This is a genomic window from Cupriavidus sp. OV096, assembly GCF_900115455.1.
Classification (GTDB): Bacteria; Pseudomonadota; Gammaproteobacteria; order Burkholderiales; family Burkholderiaceae; genus Cupriavidus.
Map to the genome: position 1 here is coordinate 19,763 of NZ_FOWM01000004.1, position 16,692 is coordinate 36,454.

Here is a 16,692-nt window from a genome sequence, read left to right on the forward strand (position 1 = left end):
CCGGCGCGCCGCTACCTGCCGGGCCAGGCGGCCCGCTTCTGGAAGAGATCGTGCAGCACCGGGTAGATCTCGTCGGCACCGATGATGCGCTGCATCGCGAAGTGCTCGAACTGGTTCTTCACCGTGAGATATTCCTCCCACAGGTTCTGCGGCTCCTCGGATGCCACTTCCACATAGGCGTAGTACTGCACCAGCGGCAGGATCGACTCGCGCAGCAGCCGGCCGCACAGTTCGGAGTCCCCCGCCCAGTTGTCGCCATCGGACGCCTGCGCGCAGTAGATGTTCCACTGGCTCGCCGGATAGCGGTCGTGAATCACCTCCACCATCAGCTTCAGCGCGCTGGACACTACCGTGCCGCCCGATTCGCGCGAGTGGAAGAAGTCTTCCTCCTCCACTTCCTTGGCCACCGTGTGGTGACGGATGAACACCACGTCGATCCGCTCGTAGTTGCGCTTCAGGAACAGGTACAGCAGCATGAAGAAGCGCTTGGCCAGGTCCTTGCGGCTCTCGTCCATCGAGCCGGACACGTCCATCAGGCAGAACATCACCGCCTGGGCCTGCGGGCGCTTCTTGAGCACGCGGTTGTTGTAGCGCAGGTCGAGCTTTTCGATGAAGGGCACGCGGTCCACGCAGGCGCGCAGGTGCCGCATCTTCTCCATCATCTCCACCGCCGTGTCCGTATAGGGGCCGTGCGCCTCGATTTCCTCGCTGTAGGCAGCTTCGAGTTCGCGCAGACGCTTCTGGTACGGGCTCGACAGCGCGATCCGGCGGCCGAGCGAGCTACGCATCGTGCGCAGGATGGAGAGATTCGATGGGGTGCCGTCGATCGAGAACCCGGCGCGCACCTTGCGCACCTCGGCGATCTTGGCGAGGTGGCGCTTGGCCAGGTCCGGTAGCGCCATGTCCTCGAAGAAGAAATTCAGGAAGTCCTCGCGCGACAGGGTGAAGACGAAATCATCCTCGCCCTCCCCGCTGTCGCTGGCCCGCGAGCCGCCGCCACCACTGCCCTGCTGCTGGCGGTCGAAGCTGTCACCCCGGACGAACTTCTTGTTGCCGGGGTGAATCCACTCGCGCTTGCCGCCCTGGCCGTGATGAAACACCGGCTCGGTGATGTCCTTGACCGGAATGGACACCTGGCCACTTTGCTCGATGTCCATGATCTTCCGGCCGGACACCGCCTTCGCCACCGCTTGCCGGATCTGCTCGCGGTATCGCTTGATGAAGCGTTGCTGGTTGACGGCACTCTTGTTGCCGCCGTTTTCGCGCCGATCGATGACCGTAGCCATAAGCCGTCCGCCCGCCTTGATAAGCCGCAACCGCCAGGTCGCGTGGATGAAGGAGACCGCGTCCGGTTGCTGTTACGACGATTTCCTGACGCGCAGATACCACTCCACCAGTAGTCGAACCTGCTTCGGCGTGTACCCTTTCTCCACCATCCGGTTGACGAAGTTCTCGTGCTTGTCCTGGTCCTCCCGCGTCGATTTCGCGTTGAACGAGATCACCGGCAGCAGGTCCTCCGTGGTGGAGAACATGCGCTTCTCGATCACCATCCGCAGCTTCTCGTAGCTGGTCCAGACCGGGTTCTTGCCACCGTTGTTGGCGCGCGCCCGCAGCACGAAGTTGACGATCTCGTTGCGGAAATCCTTCGGGTTCGAGATCCCCGCGGGCTTCTCCACCTTCTCGAGTTCATCGTTCAACGCGTTGCGATCGAGGATTTCGCCGGTGTTCGGATCGCGGTACTCCTGGTCCTGGATCCACAGGTCGGCGAACACCACGTAACGGTCGAAGATGTTCTGGCCATACTCGGAATACGATTCCAGGTAAGCGGTCTGGATCTCCTTGCCGATGAACTCCACGAACGGCGTGGTCAGGTACTCCTTGATGTACGAGAGCAGCTTGGCTTCCTGCTCCGGCGGGAACTGCTCGCGCTCGATCTGCTGCTCGAGCACATAGAGCAGGTGCACCGGGTTGGCCGCGACCTCGGTATTGTCGAAGTTGAACACCTTGGACAACACCTTGAACGCGAAGCGCGTGGACAGCCCGTTCATGCCTTCGTCGATGCCGGCGTAGTCGCGATACTCCTGGTAAGACTTCGCCTTCGGGTCCACGTCCTTGAGGCTTTCGCCGTCATAGACGCGCATCTTCGAGAACACGTTCGAGTTCTCCGGCTCCTTGATCCGCGTGAGCACCGCGAACTGCGCCATCATCTTGAGCGTGTTCGGGGCGTTGGGCGCCGCCGAGAGCGAACTGCTGCGCAGCAGCTTGTCGTAGATCTTGACCTCATCCGACACGCGCAGGCAGTACGGCACCTTCACGATATAGATCCGGTCGAGGAATGCCTCGTTGTTCTTGTCAGCCTTGAAGGTCTGCCATTCCGCTTCGTTCGAGTGGGCGAGGATCACGCCATCGAACGGAATCGCGCCGAAGCCTTCCGTACCCTTGTAGTTGCCTTCCTGCGTAGCGGTCAGCAACGGGTGCAGGACTTTGATGGGCGCCTTGAACATTTCCACGAACTCAAGCAGGCCACGGTTGGCCAGGCAAAGTCCGCCGGAATAGGAATAGGCATCCGGATCGTCCTGCGGGAAATCCTCCAGTTTGCGAATGTCGACCTTGCCGACCAGCGAGGAGATATCCTGGTTGTTTTCATCGCCAGGCTCCGTCTTGGAAATCGCGATCTGCGCCAGCACCGATGGCCTGAGCTTGACCACGCGGAACTTGGTGATATCGCCATTGAACTCGTGCAGGCGCTTGACCGCCCACGGCGAGGGAATGGTATTCAGGTAGCGCACCGGAATGCCATAGTCCTCCTCCATGATCTTGCCGTCTTCGTCGGAAGAGAACAGCCCGAGCGGCGATTCATGGATGGGGGAACCCTTCAGCGCATAGATGGGAATCTCTTCCATCAGCGCCTTGAGCTTTTCCGCGAGAGACGACTTGCCGCCGCCCGGGGGCCCGAGCAGATACAGGATCTGCTTGCGTTCCTCAAGGCCCTGCGCCGCGTGCTTGAAGAAGGAGACGATCTGCTCGATCGTGTCTTCCATTCCATAGAAGTCGCGGAAGGCCGGGTAGACCCGGATGACCTTGTTGAAGAACAGTCGGGACAGTCGAGGATCGTGGTGGGTATCCACCAGTTCAGGCTGTCCGATTGCGGCGAGCATACGTTCGGCAGCAGTCGCGTAGGCAGTAGGATCCTTCTTGCAGATCTCCAGGTACTCCTGGATGCTGTATTCCTCTTCCTTGCGTGCTTCGAAGCGCGTGGCGTAGTGGCCAAAAATGTCCATACCTCACTCCCGTCAGAGTCCCACGTCCGAGGCGAAGGCAGTTTGACTCCCCTAAGACATTCGCGGCAATTTTGCGTTCCACCACCCCGGCCTGGCGGAGTTGCCATGTTGCGAAGTCTTTACTTCATCATAGTCAAATAACGGCGTTCATGAGGACAGAGTTGACGTGTGATGCACGTCCGTTCGTTCCTTGCGACACGCAACGCAACACAACTCGCTTCGCGTTTCGCACTGCACGAATCCCTCGCTGTTCTCATCCCGCTGCGACGGGCCATTGACCATGCTTGTGACACACCTTACACCTTTCCGGCGTGAAGTGCACAACGCCGTGTGTAACGATGCATCGAATCCAGTAACGTCTGACACGTCTGTCGGTCATGCACCGACATCGCTTCTGCAGAGCGCTTTCACTATGCCGCGACACGTGGCCATCCGCCATCGTGCAAACGAACGATCCGCGCATGACGTCATGCGCAATGCGTGCGCACAGCAGCATGACGGGCAAGCTTCGCGCCTGCCTTCATGACATAGCTTTCGACCACCGCGCGCATGGCGATGATGACCACGCGGACGTTGGTGTTTTCACTGCGGCAAGTTGCCGCGTGAAGATTCATGAGGGGCCGTCAGCAGTGTCGACCACCGAGTGCCAATCGGACTTCGCATGGCACGCCCCACTGCACGCCCGACCCGGCGCGCATGCACCGACATTGCGTTTGCTCCCGGTGGCAGCCTGCGCCACGCACCGCGCAAGTGCGCGCGGCGCTGGCCCGCCACCCTGCGGGACGGTACGAGCACTTTGCGTGCCACGGTCCGCGCGCGCGGCGTTTTGCGTCGCAGCAATTTCCGAAGCGGGCGCACACACGATCACACGTGTGGCGCCGCCAATGGCTTGGCGTGGATCAGATCGGATCCCAGTTGATCACGTCGGGCGAGCGATCGAGCGCGAAGAAGCTGCTGCGCATGGCCGGCATGGCGATCTCCGCCACGGTCTCCGGCGTCCAGCCCTCGCTGGTATGCACCGAGCGCACCGGGCGCGGCTGGCTCATCAGCATGATCTCGTTGGCGCGTACGGCGAAGATCTGGGCGTTGACCTCGTGCGCGGCGTCGCTGGCCAGGAACACGGCCACGGGCGAGATCTTGCCCGCCTCCATCTTCTGCAGCCGCGCCACGCGCGCCTTCTCCTCCGGCGTCTCGGACGGAATCGAGCTGGTCATGCGGCTCCAGGCGAATGGCGCGATGCAGTTCGAACGCACGTTGAAGCGCGCCATATCCAGCGCGATGGATTTCGAGAGCGCCGCGATGCCCAGCTTCGCCGCCGAATAGTTGGCCTGGCCGAGGTTGCCGATCAGGCCCGAGGTCGACGTCATATGAACGAACGCGCCGCTCTCCTGGTCCTTGAAGTAGTTGGCCGCCGCGCGGCTGACATAGAACGTGCCGTTCAGGTGCACGTCGATGACCGAGCGCCATTCCTCCTCGTTCATCTTGAAGAACATGCGATCGCGCAGGTTGCCGGCGTTGTTGACGACCGCGTCGATGCGGCCAAAGTGGTCCAGCGCGCATTGCACGATGGCATTGGCCGAACTCCAGCCAGACACGCTGTCGGTGTTGGCCACGGCCTCGCCGCCCGCCGCGCGGATCTCCGCCGCCACGCGCTCGGCCGGGCCGGCGTCGCCGCCCTCGCCGGTCATGCTCACGCCCAGGTCGTTCGCCACCACCTTGGCGCCGGCCGCCGCCATGCCGAGGGCAATCCCACGCCCGATGCCGCCACCCGCGCCCGTCACCACCACCACCTTGCCTGCCATCAAACCGCTCATCGTCTCGCTCCTGTTCTGCGCACTGGCGCGCCATTGCCGCCGCACCGGGGAACATCCCCGTTTTATTGCGGCGCAAGATACGATAGATTGTCGGCGCTGACTTTGGAATTCACAAATCACAAAAGTGGCCTTTGGCACGAACGAAACCATGCACTACGATTTGACCGACCTGCGCCTCTTCCTCAATGTGGGGGAGACCGAGAACCTGACGCGGGCGGCCGAACGCAGCTTCCTGTCCCTGCCTGCCGCCAGCACGCGCATCAAGCAGCTGGAGGAGGCGTTCCAGACCCAGTTGCTGATCCGCCAGGTGAAAGGCGTGCGCCTGACACCGGCCGGCGACGCCCTGCTGCGCCACGCGCGGGAGGTGTTCCGCGAGCTGGAGTGCATGCATTCCGACTTGCGGCCCTATGCCAAGAGCGTGAAGGGGCGGGTCCGGCTGCTGGCCAACACCACGGCCACCAACTCCTTCCTGGCCACGGCGCTGTCGCGCTTCCTGTCCGAGAACCCCGATGTCGATGTCGAGCTGGAGGAGCACCTGTCCGCCGAAATCGTCTCGGCCATCGGCGCGGGCGCGGCCGACCTGGGCATCGTGGCCGGCGAGGTGGCCACGCAGGACCTGGACGCGATGCAGCTCTGCAGCGACGAACTGATCGTGATCGCCCCGGTCAACCATCCGCTGCCGGCGTTCAAGACGCTGCATTTCGCCGATCTGCTCGATAGCTGCCGCTTCGTCGGGCTGAACCAGTTCTCGGCGATCCAGTCCTTCCTGGACCGGATTGCCAATGGCATGGGCAAGCGCATCAGCCTGCGGATCCAGGTGGGCAGCTTCGACGCGGTGTGCCGGATGGTGGAAGCCGGCGCCGGCATCGCCATCGTGCCGAACAGTTGCGCGCGCCGCTACGCCAGCCGCAAGGTGCTGCGCTTTATCCGGCTGGAGGACGACTGGGCGCGCCGCGAGCTGCGGCTCGTGCGCCGGCCCGGGCGCGAACTGCCCCAGTTCGCCGAAACGCTGATCCAGTATCTGGTGGAGGCGGCGCGGGAGCCGGTCTAGCCGGTCTCCCGCCGCCCCGGGGTCAGCGGGCCGTCAGTCCGCCTTCACCCCGGCTTCCTTGATGATCGGCGACCATTTGTCGATCTCCGCCGCCAGCCAGGTGCGCAGCCCCTCAGGCGTCTGCTTGTCCGCCGGCACGATCACCGCGCCGAGTTCCTGGAGCCGCGCCGCCACCGCCGGGTCCTTCAGCGAGGCGCGCAGCGCGCCGTTGAGCTTGTCGATCACCGCCGGCGGCGTGCCCTTGGGCGCGTAGATGCCGTGCCAGACCTTGACTTCGAAGCCCTTCAGGCCGCCCTCGCGCAGCGTGGGGGTATTCGGCAGCGCGGGAATCCGCTCCGCCGTGGTCACGCCGTACAGCTTCACCTTCTCCGCCTTGATATGCGGCAGCGTCTGCGTGGTCTGGTCGCAGAGCACATCCACCTGACCGCCCAGCAGCGCGGTCAGCGCCGGCGCGGTGCCCTGGTACGGAATCGTCTGCAATTCCACGCCGATGGCCTTCTGGAACAGCATGCCGCATAGCTGCGACACGGCGCCCAGCCCGGCGTTCGCCAGGTTCACCTTGTTCTGGTTCTGCTTGATATAGGTAATCAGTTCCGGCAGCGTGTTGGCCGGCAGGTCGTGCCGGCCCAGCAGCGTCATCGGCACGTCCGCCACCTGGCCGACGAAGCTGAAGTCCGTCAGCGGCTTGTACGACAGCTTGGAGTACAGCGCCGGCGCCGTGGCCATGCCGTTGTGATGGATCAGGATCGTGTAGCCGTCCGGCGCGGCCTTGGCCACGTAGGCGGCGGACACCGTGCCGCCCGCCCCGAGGCGGTTTTCCACCACCACGGTCTGGCCCAGCGACTTGGACATCGCCGCCGCCACCGAGCGCGCCACCACGTCCGTGGGGCCGCCCGCCGCGAATGGCACGACCATGGTGATGGGCTTGGCCGGATACGGATCTGCCGCGTGGCTGCGTCCCGGCAGGGTCAGGGCCACGGCGGCGGCCATGCCAAGTGCCGCCCACAGCACGTTTCGGCAATGATGGGCGATCACGGCGGTCTTCGGCCTGGATGATTTCATACAGCGTCTCCTGGGTGCGCGTGTTCCACGCGTCTGGTTTGAGAATCGATGGCCGCAGCGTGGAAGCAATCGCCGCGCGGCACAATTCCGATTTGCCGAAGGCGGAGCACGGCGCCCGTGAAGTGCAAGGGTTCCCCCTAATGGGTCCCTGCCCCCCCCCGGACCGGCCGGGCCAGATTTCCCAAACCCCCTGGCCCCGCCCCAAAGCCTCGCTTCGGCAAATCCGAATGTCCCCGGCGTGGCCCCTCGGGAATAATGGCCACACTTCGACACGGACCGACATTGCCATGCTTCCCGAACAGGACCAAGACCAGATTTACCCGGAAATCCGCGAAGCCGTGCGCGACCTCTGCGCGGGTTTCGACTCCGCCTACTGGCAGCGGGTGGAGGAACAGAACGCGTTTCCGGAGACCTTCGTCCAGGCGCTGACGCAGGCCGGCTGGCTCTCCGCGCTGATTCCCGAAGCCTACGGCGGCTCCGGCCTGCCGCTGACGGCGGCGTCGGTGATCATGGAGGAGATCAACCGCAGCGGCGGCAACTCGGGCGCCTGCCACGGCCAGATGTACGTGATGGGCTGCCTGCTGCGCCATGGCTCCGAGGCCCAGAAGCAGCGCTGGCTGCCGGCCATCGCCTCCGGCGAGCTGCGCATGCAGTCGATGGCCGTGACCGAGCCGACCACCGGCACGGACACCACCAAGCTCAAGACCACCGCCGTGCGCCAGGGCGACAAATACATCGTCAACGGCCAGAAGGTGTGGATTTCGCGCGTGCAGCACTCGGACCTGATGCTGCTGCTGGCCCGCACCACGCCGCTGGATCAGGTGAAGAAGAAGTCGGAGGGCCTGTCCGTGTTCGTGGTGGACCTGCGCGAGGCCATCGGCAAGGGCCTGACCGTCCAGCCGATCCGCAACATGGTCAACCACGAGACCAACGAGCTGTTCTTCGACAACCTGGAGATCCCCGCCGAGAACCTGATCGGCGAGGAAGGCCGTGGGCTCAAGTACATCCTCGACGGCCTGAACGCCGAGCGCATCCTGATTGCCGCCGAGTGCATCGGCGACGGCTACTGGTTCGTCGAGCGCGCCAGCAGCTATGCGCGCGAGCGCATCGTGTTCGACCGCCCCATCGGCCAGAACCAGGGCGTGCAGTTCCCCATCGCCCGTTCGTTCGTCAACGTGGAGGCGGCCAGCCTGATGCGCTACAAGGCCGCCCAGCTGTTCGACGCCGGCAAGCCCTGCGGCAAGGAGGCCAATATCGCCAAGCTGCTGGCCGCCGATGCCTCGTGGGAGGCCGCCAACGTCTGCCTGCAGACCCACGGCGGTTTCGGCTTCGCCGCCGAGTACGACATCGAGCGCAAGTTCCGCGAGACGCGCCTGTACCAGGTGGCGCCGATCTCGACCAACCTGATCCTGTCCTACGTGGCCGAACACGTGCTGGACCTGCCCCGTTCCTACTGAGATTGCCGAGATTCCCATGTCCGACCAAGCCGCACCGCAATACCCGACGCGCCAGCTTTGCGACTTCCTGGCCCGCCTGACGCTCGACGACGTCCCCGCGCCGGTCATCGAGCGCACCAAGGACCTGTTTCTCGACTGGATGGCATCGGCCATCGCCGGCAAGGACGCGCCCGCCGTGCGCCGCATCCAGGAATTCGCCGCCGCGATGGGGCCGCAGGGCGGCGACGCCGAGGTCTTTGTCGACCGGCGCCGCACCTCGCCCTACTTCGCCGCGCTGATCAACGGCGCCTCGTCCCACGTGGTGGAACAGGATGATGTGCATAACGGCTCGGTGCTGCATCCGGCCGCCGTGGTGTTCCCGGCCGTGGTGGCCGCCGCGCAGGCCGAGGGCAAGACCGGCGCCGAGGTGCTGCTGGCCAGCATCGCCGGCTACGAGGCCGGCATCCGCATCGGCGAATTCATGGGCCGCTCGCACTACCGGGTGTTCCACACCACCGGCACGGTCGGCACGCTGGCGGCTGCGGCGGCGGTGGCCAAGCTGTTTGGCCTGGATGCGGAAGGCATCAACCAGGCGCTCGGCTCCGCCGGCACGCAGGCCGCCGGCCTGTGGGAATTCCTGCGCGACGCCGCCGACTCCAAGCAACTGCACACGGCCAAGGCCGCCGCCGATGGGCTCCAGTCGGCCTGGCTCGCCCGCGCGGGCTTTACCGGCGCCCGGCAGATCCTCGAAGGGGCGCAGGGCATGGCTGCCGGCATGTCGAGCGATGCCAACCCCGCCGCGCTGACCGATGGCCTGGGCACGCGCTGGGCCACGGCAGAGACCTCGTTCAAGTTCTTCGCCTCGTGCCGCCATACGCACCCCGCCGCCGACGCGCTCAAGGCGCTGATGCAGCGCGATGGCCTGCGCGCCAGCGACATCGCCGCCGTCACCGCCCATGTACATCAGGGCGCCATCGACGTGCTCGGCCCGGTGGTGGACCCGCGCACCATTCATCAGGCCAAGTTCTCGATGGGCACCGTGCTCGGGCTGGTAGCCTGGTATGCCCACGCCGGGCTGGGTGAATTCGAGGAGCACGCGCTGCGCGACGCCGAGGTGGCCGCGTTCCGCGACAAGGTCACCATGGAGCTGGACGACGAGATCAACGCCGCCTATCCGCGCCAGTGGATTGGCCGCGTGACCGTGCGCACCAACGATGGCCGCACGCTAGGCGCCCGCGTGGACGTACCCAAGGGTGATCCGGACAACACGCTGTCGCGCCCCGAACTGGAGACCAAGGCGATCCAGCTCGGCGCGTTCCGGCACGGCGCCACGGAAGCCGAGATGCGCACGATCATCGCGCGCGTCTGGCAACTCGAACAGGCGGCCGACGTGCGCGACTGGCTGCCGTTCGCCCGCTGACAGGAAGGAATCCAATCCCATGACCCAGACCCCCACGCTCGAACAACTGCGCGAATGGATCGGCCGCTCGGAGACACGCACCGAGACCCTCGCGCCCGAACCAGTCCTCGCGCTGGCCGCCACGCTGGACCTCGATGGCGAAGCCGTCGCCAGCCAGCCCCTGCCGCCGCTATGGCACTGGCTCTACTTCCTGCCGCGCGCCCCGCAACGCGACCTCGGCGCCGATGGCCATCCCGCGCTGGGCGGCTTCCTGCCGCCCGTGCCGCTGCCGCGCCGCATGTGGGCCGGCGGCGAACTGACGTTCACGCGCGGCCTGCGCGTGGGCGACACGGTGACCAAGACCTCCACCATCACCGATGTGCAGCACAAGTCCGGCCGCACCGGCGAACTCTGGTTCGTGACGGTGGACCACGTGCTGACCGTGGACGGCGAGACCGCGCTGACCGAGCGGCACGACATCGTCTATCGCGCCATGCCCGAGCGCGGCACCCCCCAGCCGCCGCGCCCACGCCTGCCCCACACGGCGCAGTTCGGCCGCACACTGCAGGCCGATCCGGTCATGCTGTTCCGCTTCTCGGCGCTCACGTTCAACGGGCACCGCATCCACTACGACCTGGACTACGTGCGTGACGTGGAAGGCTATCCCGGGCTGATCGTCCACGGCCCCCTGCAGGCCATGCTGATGCTGGAACTGCTGCGGCACGCCCGGCCTGAGGCACGGGTGGCGCGCTTCGGCTTCCGTGGCGTGGCGCCGCTGTTCCATCAGGACACGGTGAGCGTAGGCGGGCAGGACGACCCGGAGCGCGATGGCCGGGTCATCCTGTGGACCGGCGACGATGCGGGCGGCCAGGCCATGCAGGCCTGGGCCGAGGTGGCGCGCTGAGCCAGCGCGCTCAGAGCGGATTCAACGCATAGAGGTACAGGATGGCGCCGTTCGCGCCCTCCTTGCTGTCGAACTTGAAGGCATTGCCGGACGGGTTGCCACGGATGCAGAACGAAATGGTGTCGTGGCCGCCGGCAATGGCCGTCTTGACCAGATCCGTGACGTTGAAGTACCGGTACGCCTTGGCCGTATCCAGGTACAGCGTAGCGGATGGCCCGCCGCAGGTCGGCGCGTTATGGTTGTTGATATGGTCCTCGTGCCAGTTGGTCGCCGTGCTCTGCGCACTGATGATGGCCGTGGCATCCACGCCGCCGCCCCAGATCATCAGCCGGTACTCCGGCGTGAACTCGGGCGGGATCTCCACGGCGCCCTTCGGAATCGGCATCATGATGTAGATCTTCGATTCCGGCTCGCTGCCGACCGCACGCTGGGTAAGCAGCGATGCCTCCTGCCCGAAGTTATCGTTCGCGGTTTCGCCGCCACGGACGGTGGCGTCCGCGGTAGGCCGGGTGAACGCATAGGCCACGGTGCGGGAGCAGGAACGGCTGAGGTTCAGGCAGTATTCAACGATGTACCGCATCGCGTCTTCGGTCCAGCCATTGAAGAAATCGGCGTGGGCCGTGTAGATCGAGCCCCAGTTCAGGCTCTCCACATTCCCGTTCTTGTCCAGCGTCGGGTCCATCGAGAGCTGCGCGTCCGTCAGATCCCTCACATCACCAATCTGGTAGGCGAGATTGAAGCTCAGGTGCGGCAGCGGCACGGGGTAGTCCGTCGGGCAGACCCCGTCGGCATTGGCATAGGCGATGTTGTTCCGGCCGCTTCGGAACGGATGCAGGTGCACCCCGTCCCAGCAGTTCGGAAACGCCAGCGCGATATTCAGCTGGACGTTGCCATTCGCGTCCGGCACGCAATCGTTCGGCGGCGTACGGGTGTAGCCCTTCTTCGATCCCGTGCAGAGGAAGTTGACCGCCACGCTGGGCCCCGTGCCACGGTGATCGCCGGCCAGCATCTGCAGCCCGGGCGGAATCACCGTGACCCGCCGGTGCGTGTTCGCCGGGAAGGCCCGGTTCTGGTAGTAGGTCTTCTGGTACTGGGGCGCCACCACGCGCCCATCCGGCAGCTTCAGCGAAGGCGCCCAGTAGGACGTGTTGTCCGCCGCGTTCTCGCAGGTGGAACTGTGCTCCGTGTACAGGTCTTCCGCCGTGGTGTTACCAGTGGTGGTGGTATGGCCGAAGAAGTCATGCGACATCGCGATCCCCGGCTTGCCGGGGTAGATGATCGGATCGTCCGGTAGCCGGTGCGAGTACGTGCAGCTGACGTTGGCGGCCCCCTCGCCAATCGCCTCGCCGCGCGCACTTGGGGCGCCGAACCACACGGCGGCCAGCAACACGCCGCCGCAGAGCACCGCGATCGAGTAATACAGGCGACTTTTCATGATGGAATCTCCCTCGCTGTGTGGATGCGAAGGATGTTCCCGCCATGGTCCCGACGGGACAATGGACGATGATGGGTCATCCCTCACCGCGCGCCGGGAGTCCCCCGCGCGGGTGAGGGAGGCGGGTCAGAGCGGAATCAGAGCGCCGCCGCCGTACCCAGCAGCGCGGTGGACTGGCTGGACAAGGTCCCGCCGTTGCCGTGCACGAGCGCGATCTCCGCCCCCGCCACCTGCCGTTCGCCGCACTCGCCGCGCAGCTGCCGCACCGCCTCGATGGTGATGAACATGCCGTACATGCCCGGATGCACGCATGACAGGCCGCCACCGTTGGTGTTCACCGGCAGCCGCCCGCCCGGGGCGATGGCCCCGCCGCTGACGAACGCCCCGCCCTCGCCCTTGGCGCAGAAGCCAAGGTCCTCGAGGAACAGGATCGTGTTGATCGTGAAGGCGTCATAGAGTTCGAGCACGTCCACGTCGGACGGCTTGAGCCCCGCCATCGCGAAGGCCCGGGCGCCGCTTTCCTGCGCCGCCGTCACCGTCACGTCCGGCATCGACGAAATCTGCCGGTGCCAGGTGGCCGTGGCGTTGCCGAGCACGTACACCGGCGGCTTGGCCAGCGACTTCGCGCGGTCGGCCCGCACCATCACGTAAGCGCCGGCGCCATCGGTCACCAGGCAGCAGTCGCGCACCGAGAGCGGGTCGGACACCATGCGGGCGCCCAGCACGTCCTCGATGGAGAGCGGGTCGCGCATCATCGCCTCGGGGTTCATCCGCGCCCACTGGCGCGCCGCCACGGCCACCTCGGCCAGCTGCGTGCGCGTGGTGCCGTACTGGTGCATGTGCCGCGCGGCGGCCAGCGCGTAGGAGGTGATCGGCGCCAGCGGCTGGTAGGGGTTCTCGTACGGCTGCGGGTCCAGCACGGCGCGCACCTTGCCGATGCCTGCCCGGCCCACCGTGGAGGTGCGCTGGTTGCTGCCGTAGCAGACCAGCACGGCGTCGCAGAGGCCGGCTTCCAGCGCCATCATCGCGGGCAGCATGTGCGAGACGAAGCTCGAGCCGCCGATCATCGTGCTGTCGACGAACTTCGGCTGGATGCCGAGGTACTCCGCCACCGGCATGACCCACATGGTGGCGCCGACGCTGGCCGTGGCGATGCCGTCGATGTCGCGCATCGACAGGCCGGCATCCTTGACGGCCGCCTTGGCCGCCTCCACGAGGATTTCCATCTCGGTCTTGCCATGGGCCTCGCCGAGGCCGGCCTGGCCCACGCCGACAATGGCCACGCCGCCGCGCAGGTGCGATCCGTTGCTTGCCATGGTTCAGCCCTCCCCAACCAGATCGAACACGACCAGCGCCGGTTCGGTATCGCTCTTTGCCGGCGCCACACGCGCCTTGACGCGCATGCCGATGCGCACCTCGGCCGGGGCGATGCCCTCGACCCGGCTCATCATCCGCACGCCTTCGTCCAGGTCCACCAGCACCACGTTGTAGTCGCCGCCCGCGTCGGGCTTGCGGCGCACCACGCTGGTCGAGTAGACCGTGCCGGTGCCGGCGGGGGTGGTCCAGGCCAGCGCATCACCGCCGCAGTGCGGGCAGATATTGCGCGGATAGAAGACATGGCGATGGCAGCCCCCGCAAAGCTGGATGCGGAACTGGCCGGCGGCCAGCGCCTCGGCGTACTGCTTGTCCGGACCGGGATCGGTCACGGCAGGAATGGATTGCGGCATGGGGTCTCCGGAAGGCGGGTCAGATCACCAGTTCGATCAGGAACGGGCCCTTGCGCTGGTTGGCCATCGCGAAGAGATCGGCAAAGGTTTCCATGTTGTCCGCGCGCGCGGCCTCCACGCCCATGCCGTTGGCCATCTTGACCCAGTCCAGGTCCGGATTGCCGAGGTCGAGCATGTCGAGCGCGGTCTTGCCCGGGTTGGCGCCCACACCGGCCAGCTCACCCAGCAGGATCGCGTACTTGCGGTTGGCCAGCAGCACGATGGTGACGTCGAGCTTCTCGCGCGCCATGGTCCACAGCGATTGCAGCGTGTACATGCCCGAGCCATCGGCCTGCAGGGCCACCACGCGGCGGTCCGGTGCGGCGATGGCGGCGCCGGTGGCCAGCGGCAGGCCGGCGCCGATCGCACCGCCCGTCAGTTGCAGCCAGTCGTGCGGGGCGGCGTGCACGGTGCCCGGATAGAAGGCGCGGCCGAAGCTCACGCTCTCCTCCACCACCACGGCCTGCTCCGGCAGCAGCGCGGCCAGCGTCTGCGCCACGGCCTCGGAGGTCACGGCGCCCTTGGCGGTCTCGCGCGGCACCTGGGTGGCGGCAGCCGGCAGCGCGGCGTTGCGGGCGCCCAGTTCGTCGGCCAGCCGGGCCAGCGCCTCGGCCAGGTCTTCCTCGGCACGGGCCAGCACATGGATATTGGCGTCCTCGGGGTACGGGCGCGGCGACTGGCCCGGGTAGGCGAAGAACGTCACCGGCGCCGGCGCACCCACCAGGATCACGTTGCGGATGCCGGCGAGCTTGGCGCGCGCGACATCGCCCGAATACGGAATCCGGTCGACGGCCAGCCGGCCCCGGCCACGCGTGACGCGGGCGTTGGACATCGGCGTGATCAGGCGCGCGTCCGTGGCGGCGGCGATGCGGTGCGCATCGGCCAGCGCGGCTTCGCGCAGCGCGCTGCCGGCCAGCACGATCAGCGTGGGCTGGCCGCTGCGCAGCACGCGCGCGGCGTTCTGCACGGCGTCCGGGGAAACCTTGGGCACCGGCAGCGCCGGCAGCGGCGCGGCCACCTGGCCGCCGGCATCCCAGCACACGTCTGACGGCAGGATCAGGCTGGCGACACCACCCGGCGCGCCGCGCGCAGCCTGCACCGCCACGGCGGCGTCAGCCCCTACCGAGGCGGCACGGGTGGCCGTGCGCGTCCACACGGACACCGGGCGCGCCCAGCCTTCGGTATCGGCGGTCAGCGGCGCGTCGAGCGGCCGGTGGTAGGTCGCCTGATCGCCAATGATGTTGACGATGGGCGTCTGCGCGCGCCGTGCGTTATGGAGATTCGCCAGCCCATTGGCGAGGCCCGGGCCGCAGTGCAGCAGCGTGGCTGCCGGCTTGTCGGCCATGCGGGCGTAGCCGTCAGCGGCGCCGGTCACCACCCCCTCGAACAAACCCAGCACGCAGCGCATGCCGGGAATGCGGTCCAGCGCGGCCACGAAATGCATCTCGCTGGTGCCGGGGTTGGCGAAGCAGGTATCCACGCCGCAGGCCAGCAGCGTCTTGACCAGGCTTTCCGCGCCGTTCATCGGGGATTGGGTCGTCTCCATGTCTCGGGTTCCGTTCGGGTTATTTGTTGAGTGGGATCTGAATAATGTGCGGCATCAACCACGTGATGCCAGCAAGTCGAAATCTAGGCAGACGAATTCCGTCGGGAACTCGATGCGCGCGTAGTACACGATCACGTCGTCCACGCAGGCGAAGCGGCGCAACTCCGCCACCGGCGCGCCGACTGGCAGCTCCAGCGCCTTGGCGGCGTCGCCGCCGGCCGCCACGATGGACAGCCGCTGGCGCGCCGCCGAAACCTGGAGGCCGGGAAAGCGGTCCAGCACCGGCACCGAGGCGCCCTGGCGGAATGCCTCGGGCTCGCGCGCGAACACGGCTGCTTCTATATAGACCTCGCCCACGGCGAACGGCCGGCCGTCCAGCCGATGGGCGCGATGCAGGAAGTGATAGGCGGCGGCGCGGCGGGCGTCGCACGGCATGCCGAGGTCATCCGGCAGCGGCACGTCGGCGGTGGATTCGACGATGGCCTCGGTGGACAGGCGATCGCCCACGGCCACGGCCTGATCCCAACTGGTCGGCAGCGCCAGCGGGCGACGGTCACGCCCTGCCGCCTTGACGAAGGTGCCCCGCCCGCGCGAGCGCGCGACCAGCCCTTCGGCATCCAACTGGGAGATGGCGTGGTGCATGGTCATGCGAGCGACGCCGTATTCGCGACACAGCGCCTCGAGTGACGGAATCTGCTCACCGGGCCGCCATGCGCCGCTCTCGATCTGCCGGCGGAAGATCGTGGCGAGCTGGAGATAGACCGGCTCGCGGCTGCGGGAGAGAAGTTGGGCGGCGGCGTCGGACATGCGCGGCGCGAGATGCGCACTAATAAGATAAGGCGACTTTATAAAAGTCTAGTTGGCTAGACTACTAGGGTTTACGGCAAACCCCTTCCTCTCCCCCTTATCTGGCGCCGCTCTCGCGTGTGTTTACCCCTCCACGTCCGCCCATGGCCGGTGACAAAGCCCCGCAGAATGCCTCCATGCCCCGCGCGACG

14 protein-coding genes are annotated in these 16,692 nt (G+C 66.5%); 4 read left to right on the plus strand and 10 right to left on the minus strand.

The features are described 5' to 3' along the window. Positions 1-11: 11 nt before the first annotated feature. The 4 genes from BM115_RS10385 to BM115_RS10395 all read right to left on the minus strand — a co-directional run bounded on the left by BM115_RS10385 (position 12) and on the right by BM115_RS10395 (position 5,095). Positions 12-1,286, minus strand: a complete 1,275-nt coding sequence (locus BM115_RS10385) for a YeaH/YhbH family protein (protein ID WP_092293380.1) — start codon at positions 1,284-1,286, stop codon at positions 12-14. 72 nt (positions 1,287-1,358) lie between these two features. Then, on the minus strand, positions 1,359-3,281 hold the full coding sequence (locus tag BM115_RS10390) for a PrkA family serine protein kinase (RefSeq protein WP_092293382.1): 1,923 nt from the start codon (positions 3,279-3,281) through the stop codon (positions 1,359-1,361). A gap of 467 nt (positions 3,282-3,748) precedes the next feature. Then, positions 3,749-3,895: a hypothetical protein gene (locus BM115_RS27270; RefSeq protein WP_177219893.1), complete on the minus strand. Its 147-nt coding sequence runs from the start codon at positions 3,893-3,895 to the stop codon at positions 3,749-3,751. Between the two features lie 285 nt (positions 3,896-4,180). After that, complete coding sequence (locus BM115_RS10395; protein WP_092293384.1) at positions 4,181-5,095, minus strand: SDR family NAD(P)-dependent oxidoreductase; 915 nt, start codon at positions 5,093-5,095, stop codon at positions 4,181-4,183. 148 nt (positions 5,096-5,243) lie between these two features. Between BM115_RS10395 and BM115_RS10400 the strand changes: the two genes are divergently transcribed. After that, on the plus strand, positions 5,244-6,146 hold the full coding sequence (locus BM115_RS10400; RefSeq protein ID WP_092294327.1) for a LysR substrate-binding domain-containing protein: 903 nt from the start codon (positions 5,244-5,246) through the stop codon (positions 6,144-6,146). Between the two features lie 33 nt (positions 6,147-6,179). Here the strand turns inward: BM115_RS10400 and BM115_RS10405 are convergent, their stop codons facing one another. After that, positions 6,180-7,208, minus strand: coding sequence for a tripartite tricarboxylate transporter substrate-binding protein (locus BM115_RS10405; RefSeq protein ID WP_092293386.1), 1,029 nt, complete (start codon positions 7,206-7,208; stop codon positions 6,180-6,182). 287 nt (positions 7,209-7,495) lie between these two features. Here BM115_RS10405 and BM115_RS10410 point away from each other — a divergent pair, with 287 nt between their 5' ends. Genes BM115_RS10410 through BM115_RS10420 form a run of 3 tightly spaced genes read left to right on the plus strand, consistent with a single transcriptional unit; the run spans position 7,496 to position 10,947 of the window. Then, on the plus strand, positions 7,496-8,665 hold the full coding sequence (locus BM115_RS10410) for an acyl-CoA dehydrogenase family protein (RefSeq protein WP_092293388.1): 1,170 nt from the start codon (positions 7,496-7,498) through the stop codon (positions 8,663-8,665). A 16-nt stretch (positions 8,666-8,681) separates the two neighbouring features. Beyond that, on the plus strand, positions 8,682-10,064 hold the full coding sequence (locus BM115_RS10415; RefSeq protein ID WP_092293390.1) for an MmgE/PrpD family protein: 1,383 nt from the start codon (positions 8,682-8,684) through the stop codon (positions 10,062-10,064). A gap of 19 nt (positions 10,065-10,083) precedes the next feature. Further along, positions 10,084-10,947: an HTD2 family dehydratase gene (locus BM115_RS10420; RefSeq protein ID WP_092293392.1), complete on the plus strand. Its 864-nt coding sequence runs from the start codon at positions 10,084-10,086 to the stop codon at positions 10,945-10,947. Between the two features lie 10 nt (positions 10,948-10,957). Here the strand turns inward: BM115_RS10420 and BM115_RS10425 are convergent, their stop codons facing one another. The 5 genes from BM115_RS10425 to BM115_RS10445 form a co-directional block, all read right to left on the minus strand. After that, a complete protein-coding gene (locus BM115_RS10425) occupies positions 10,958-12,382 on the minus strand; it encodes a DUF1996 domain-containing protein (RefSeq protein ID WP_092293394.1) in 1,425 nt (474 codons plus the stop codon). A gap of 137 nt (positions 12,383-12,519) precedes the next feature. Then, on the minus strand, positions 12,520-13,698 hold the full coding sequence (locus BM115_RS10430; RefSeq protein WP_092293396.1) for a thiolase: 1,179 nt from the start codon (positions 13,696-13,698) through the stop codon (positions 12,520-12,522). A 3-nt stretch (positions 13,699-13,701) separates the two neighbouring features. Further along, positions 13,702-14,109, minus strand: coding sequence for a Zn-ribbon domain-containing OB-fold protein (locus tag BM115_RS10435; RefSeq protein WP_092293398.1), 408 nt, complete (start codon positions 14,107-14,109; stop codon positions 13,702-13,704). Positions 14,110-14,128: 19 nt separating this feature from the next. Continuing rightward, positions 14,129-15,673 carry an acetolactate synthase large subunit gene (locus BM115_RS10440; protein WP_092293400.1) on the minus strand — a complete coding sequence of 515 codons (1,545 nt, stop codon included), beginning with the start codon at positions 15,671-15,673 and terminating at the stop codon, positions 14,129-14,131. Between the two features lie 75 nt (positions 15,674-15,748). Further along, positions 15,749-16,501, minus strand: coding sequence for a GntR family transcriptional regulator (locus BM115_RS10445; protein ID WP_092293402.1), 753 nt, complete (start codon positions 16,499-16,501; stop codon positions 15,749-15,751). Positions 16,502-16,692 lie beyond the last annotated feature (191 nt).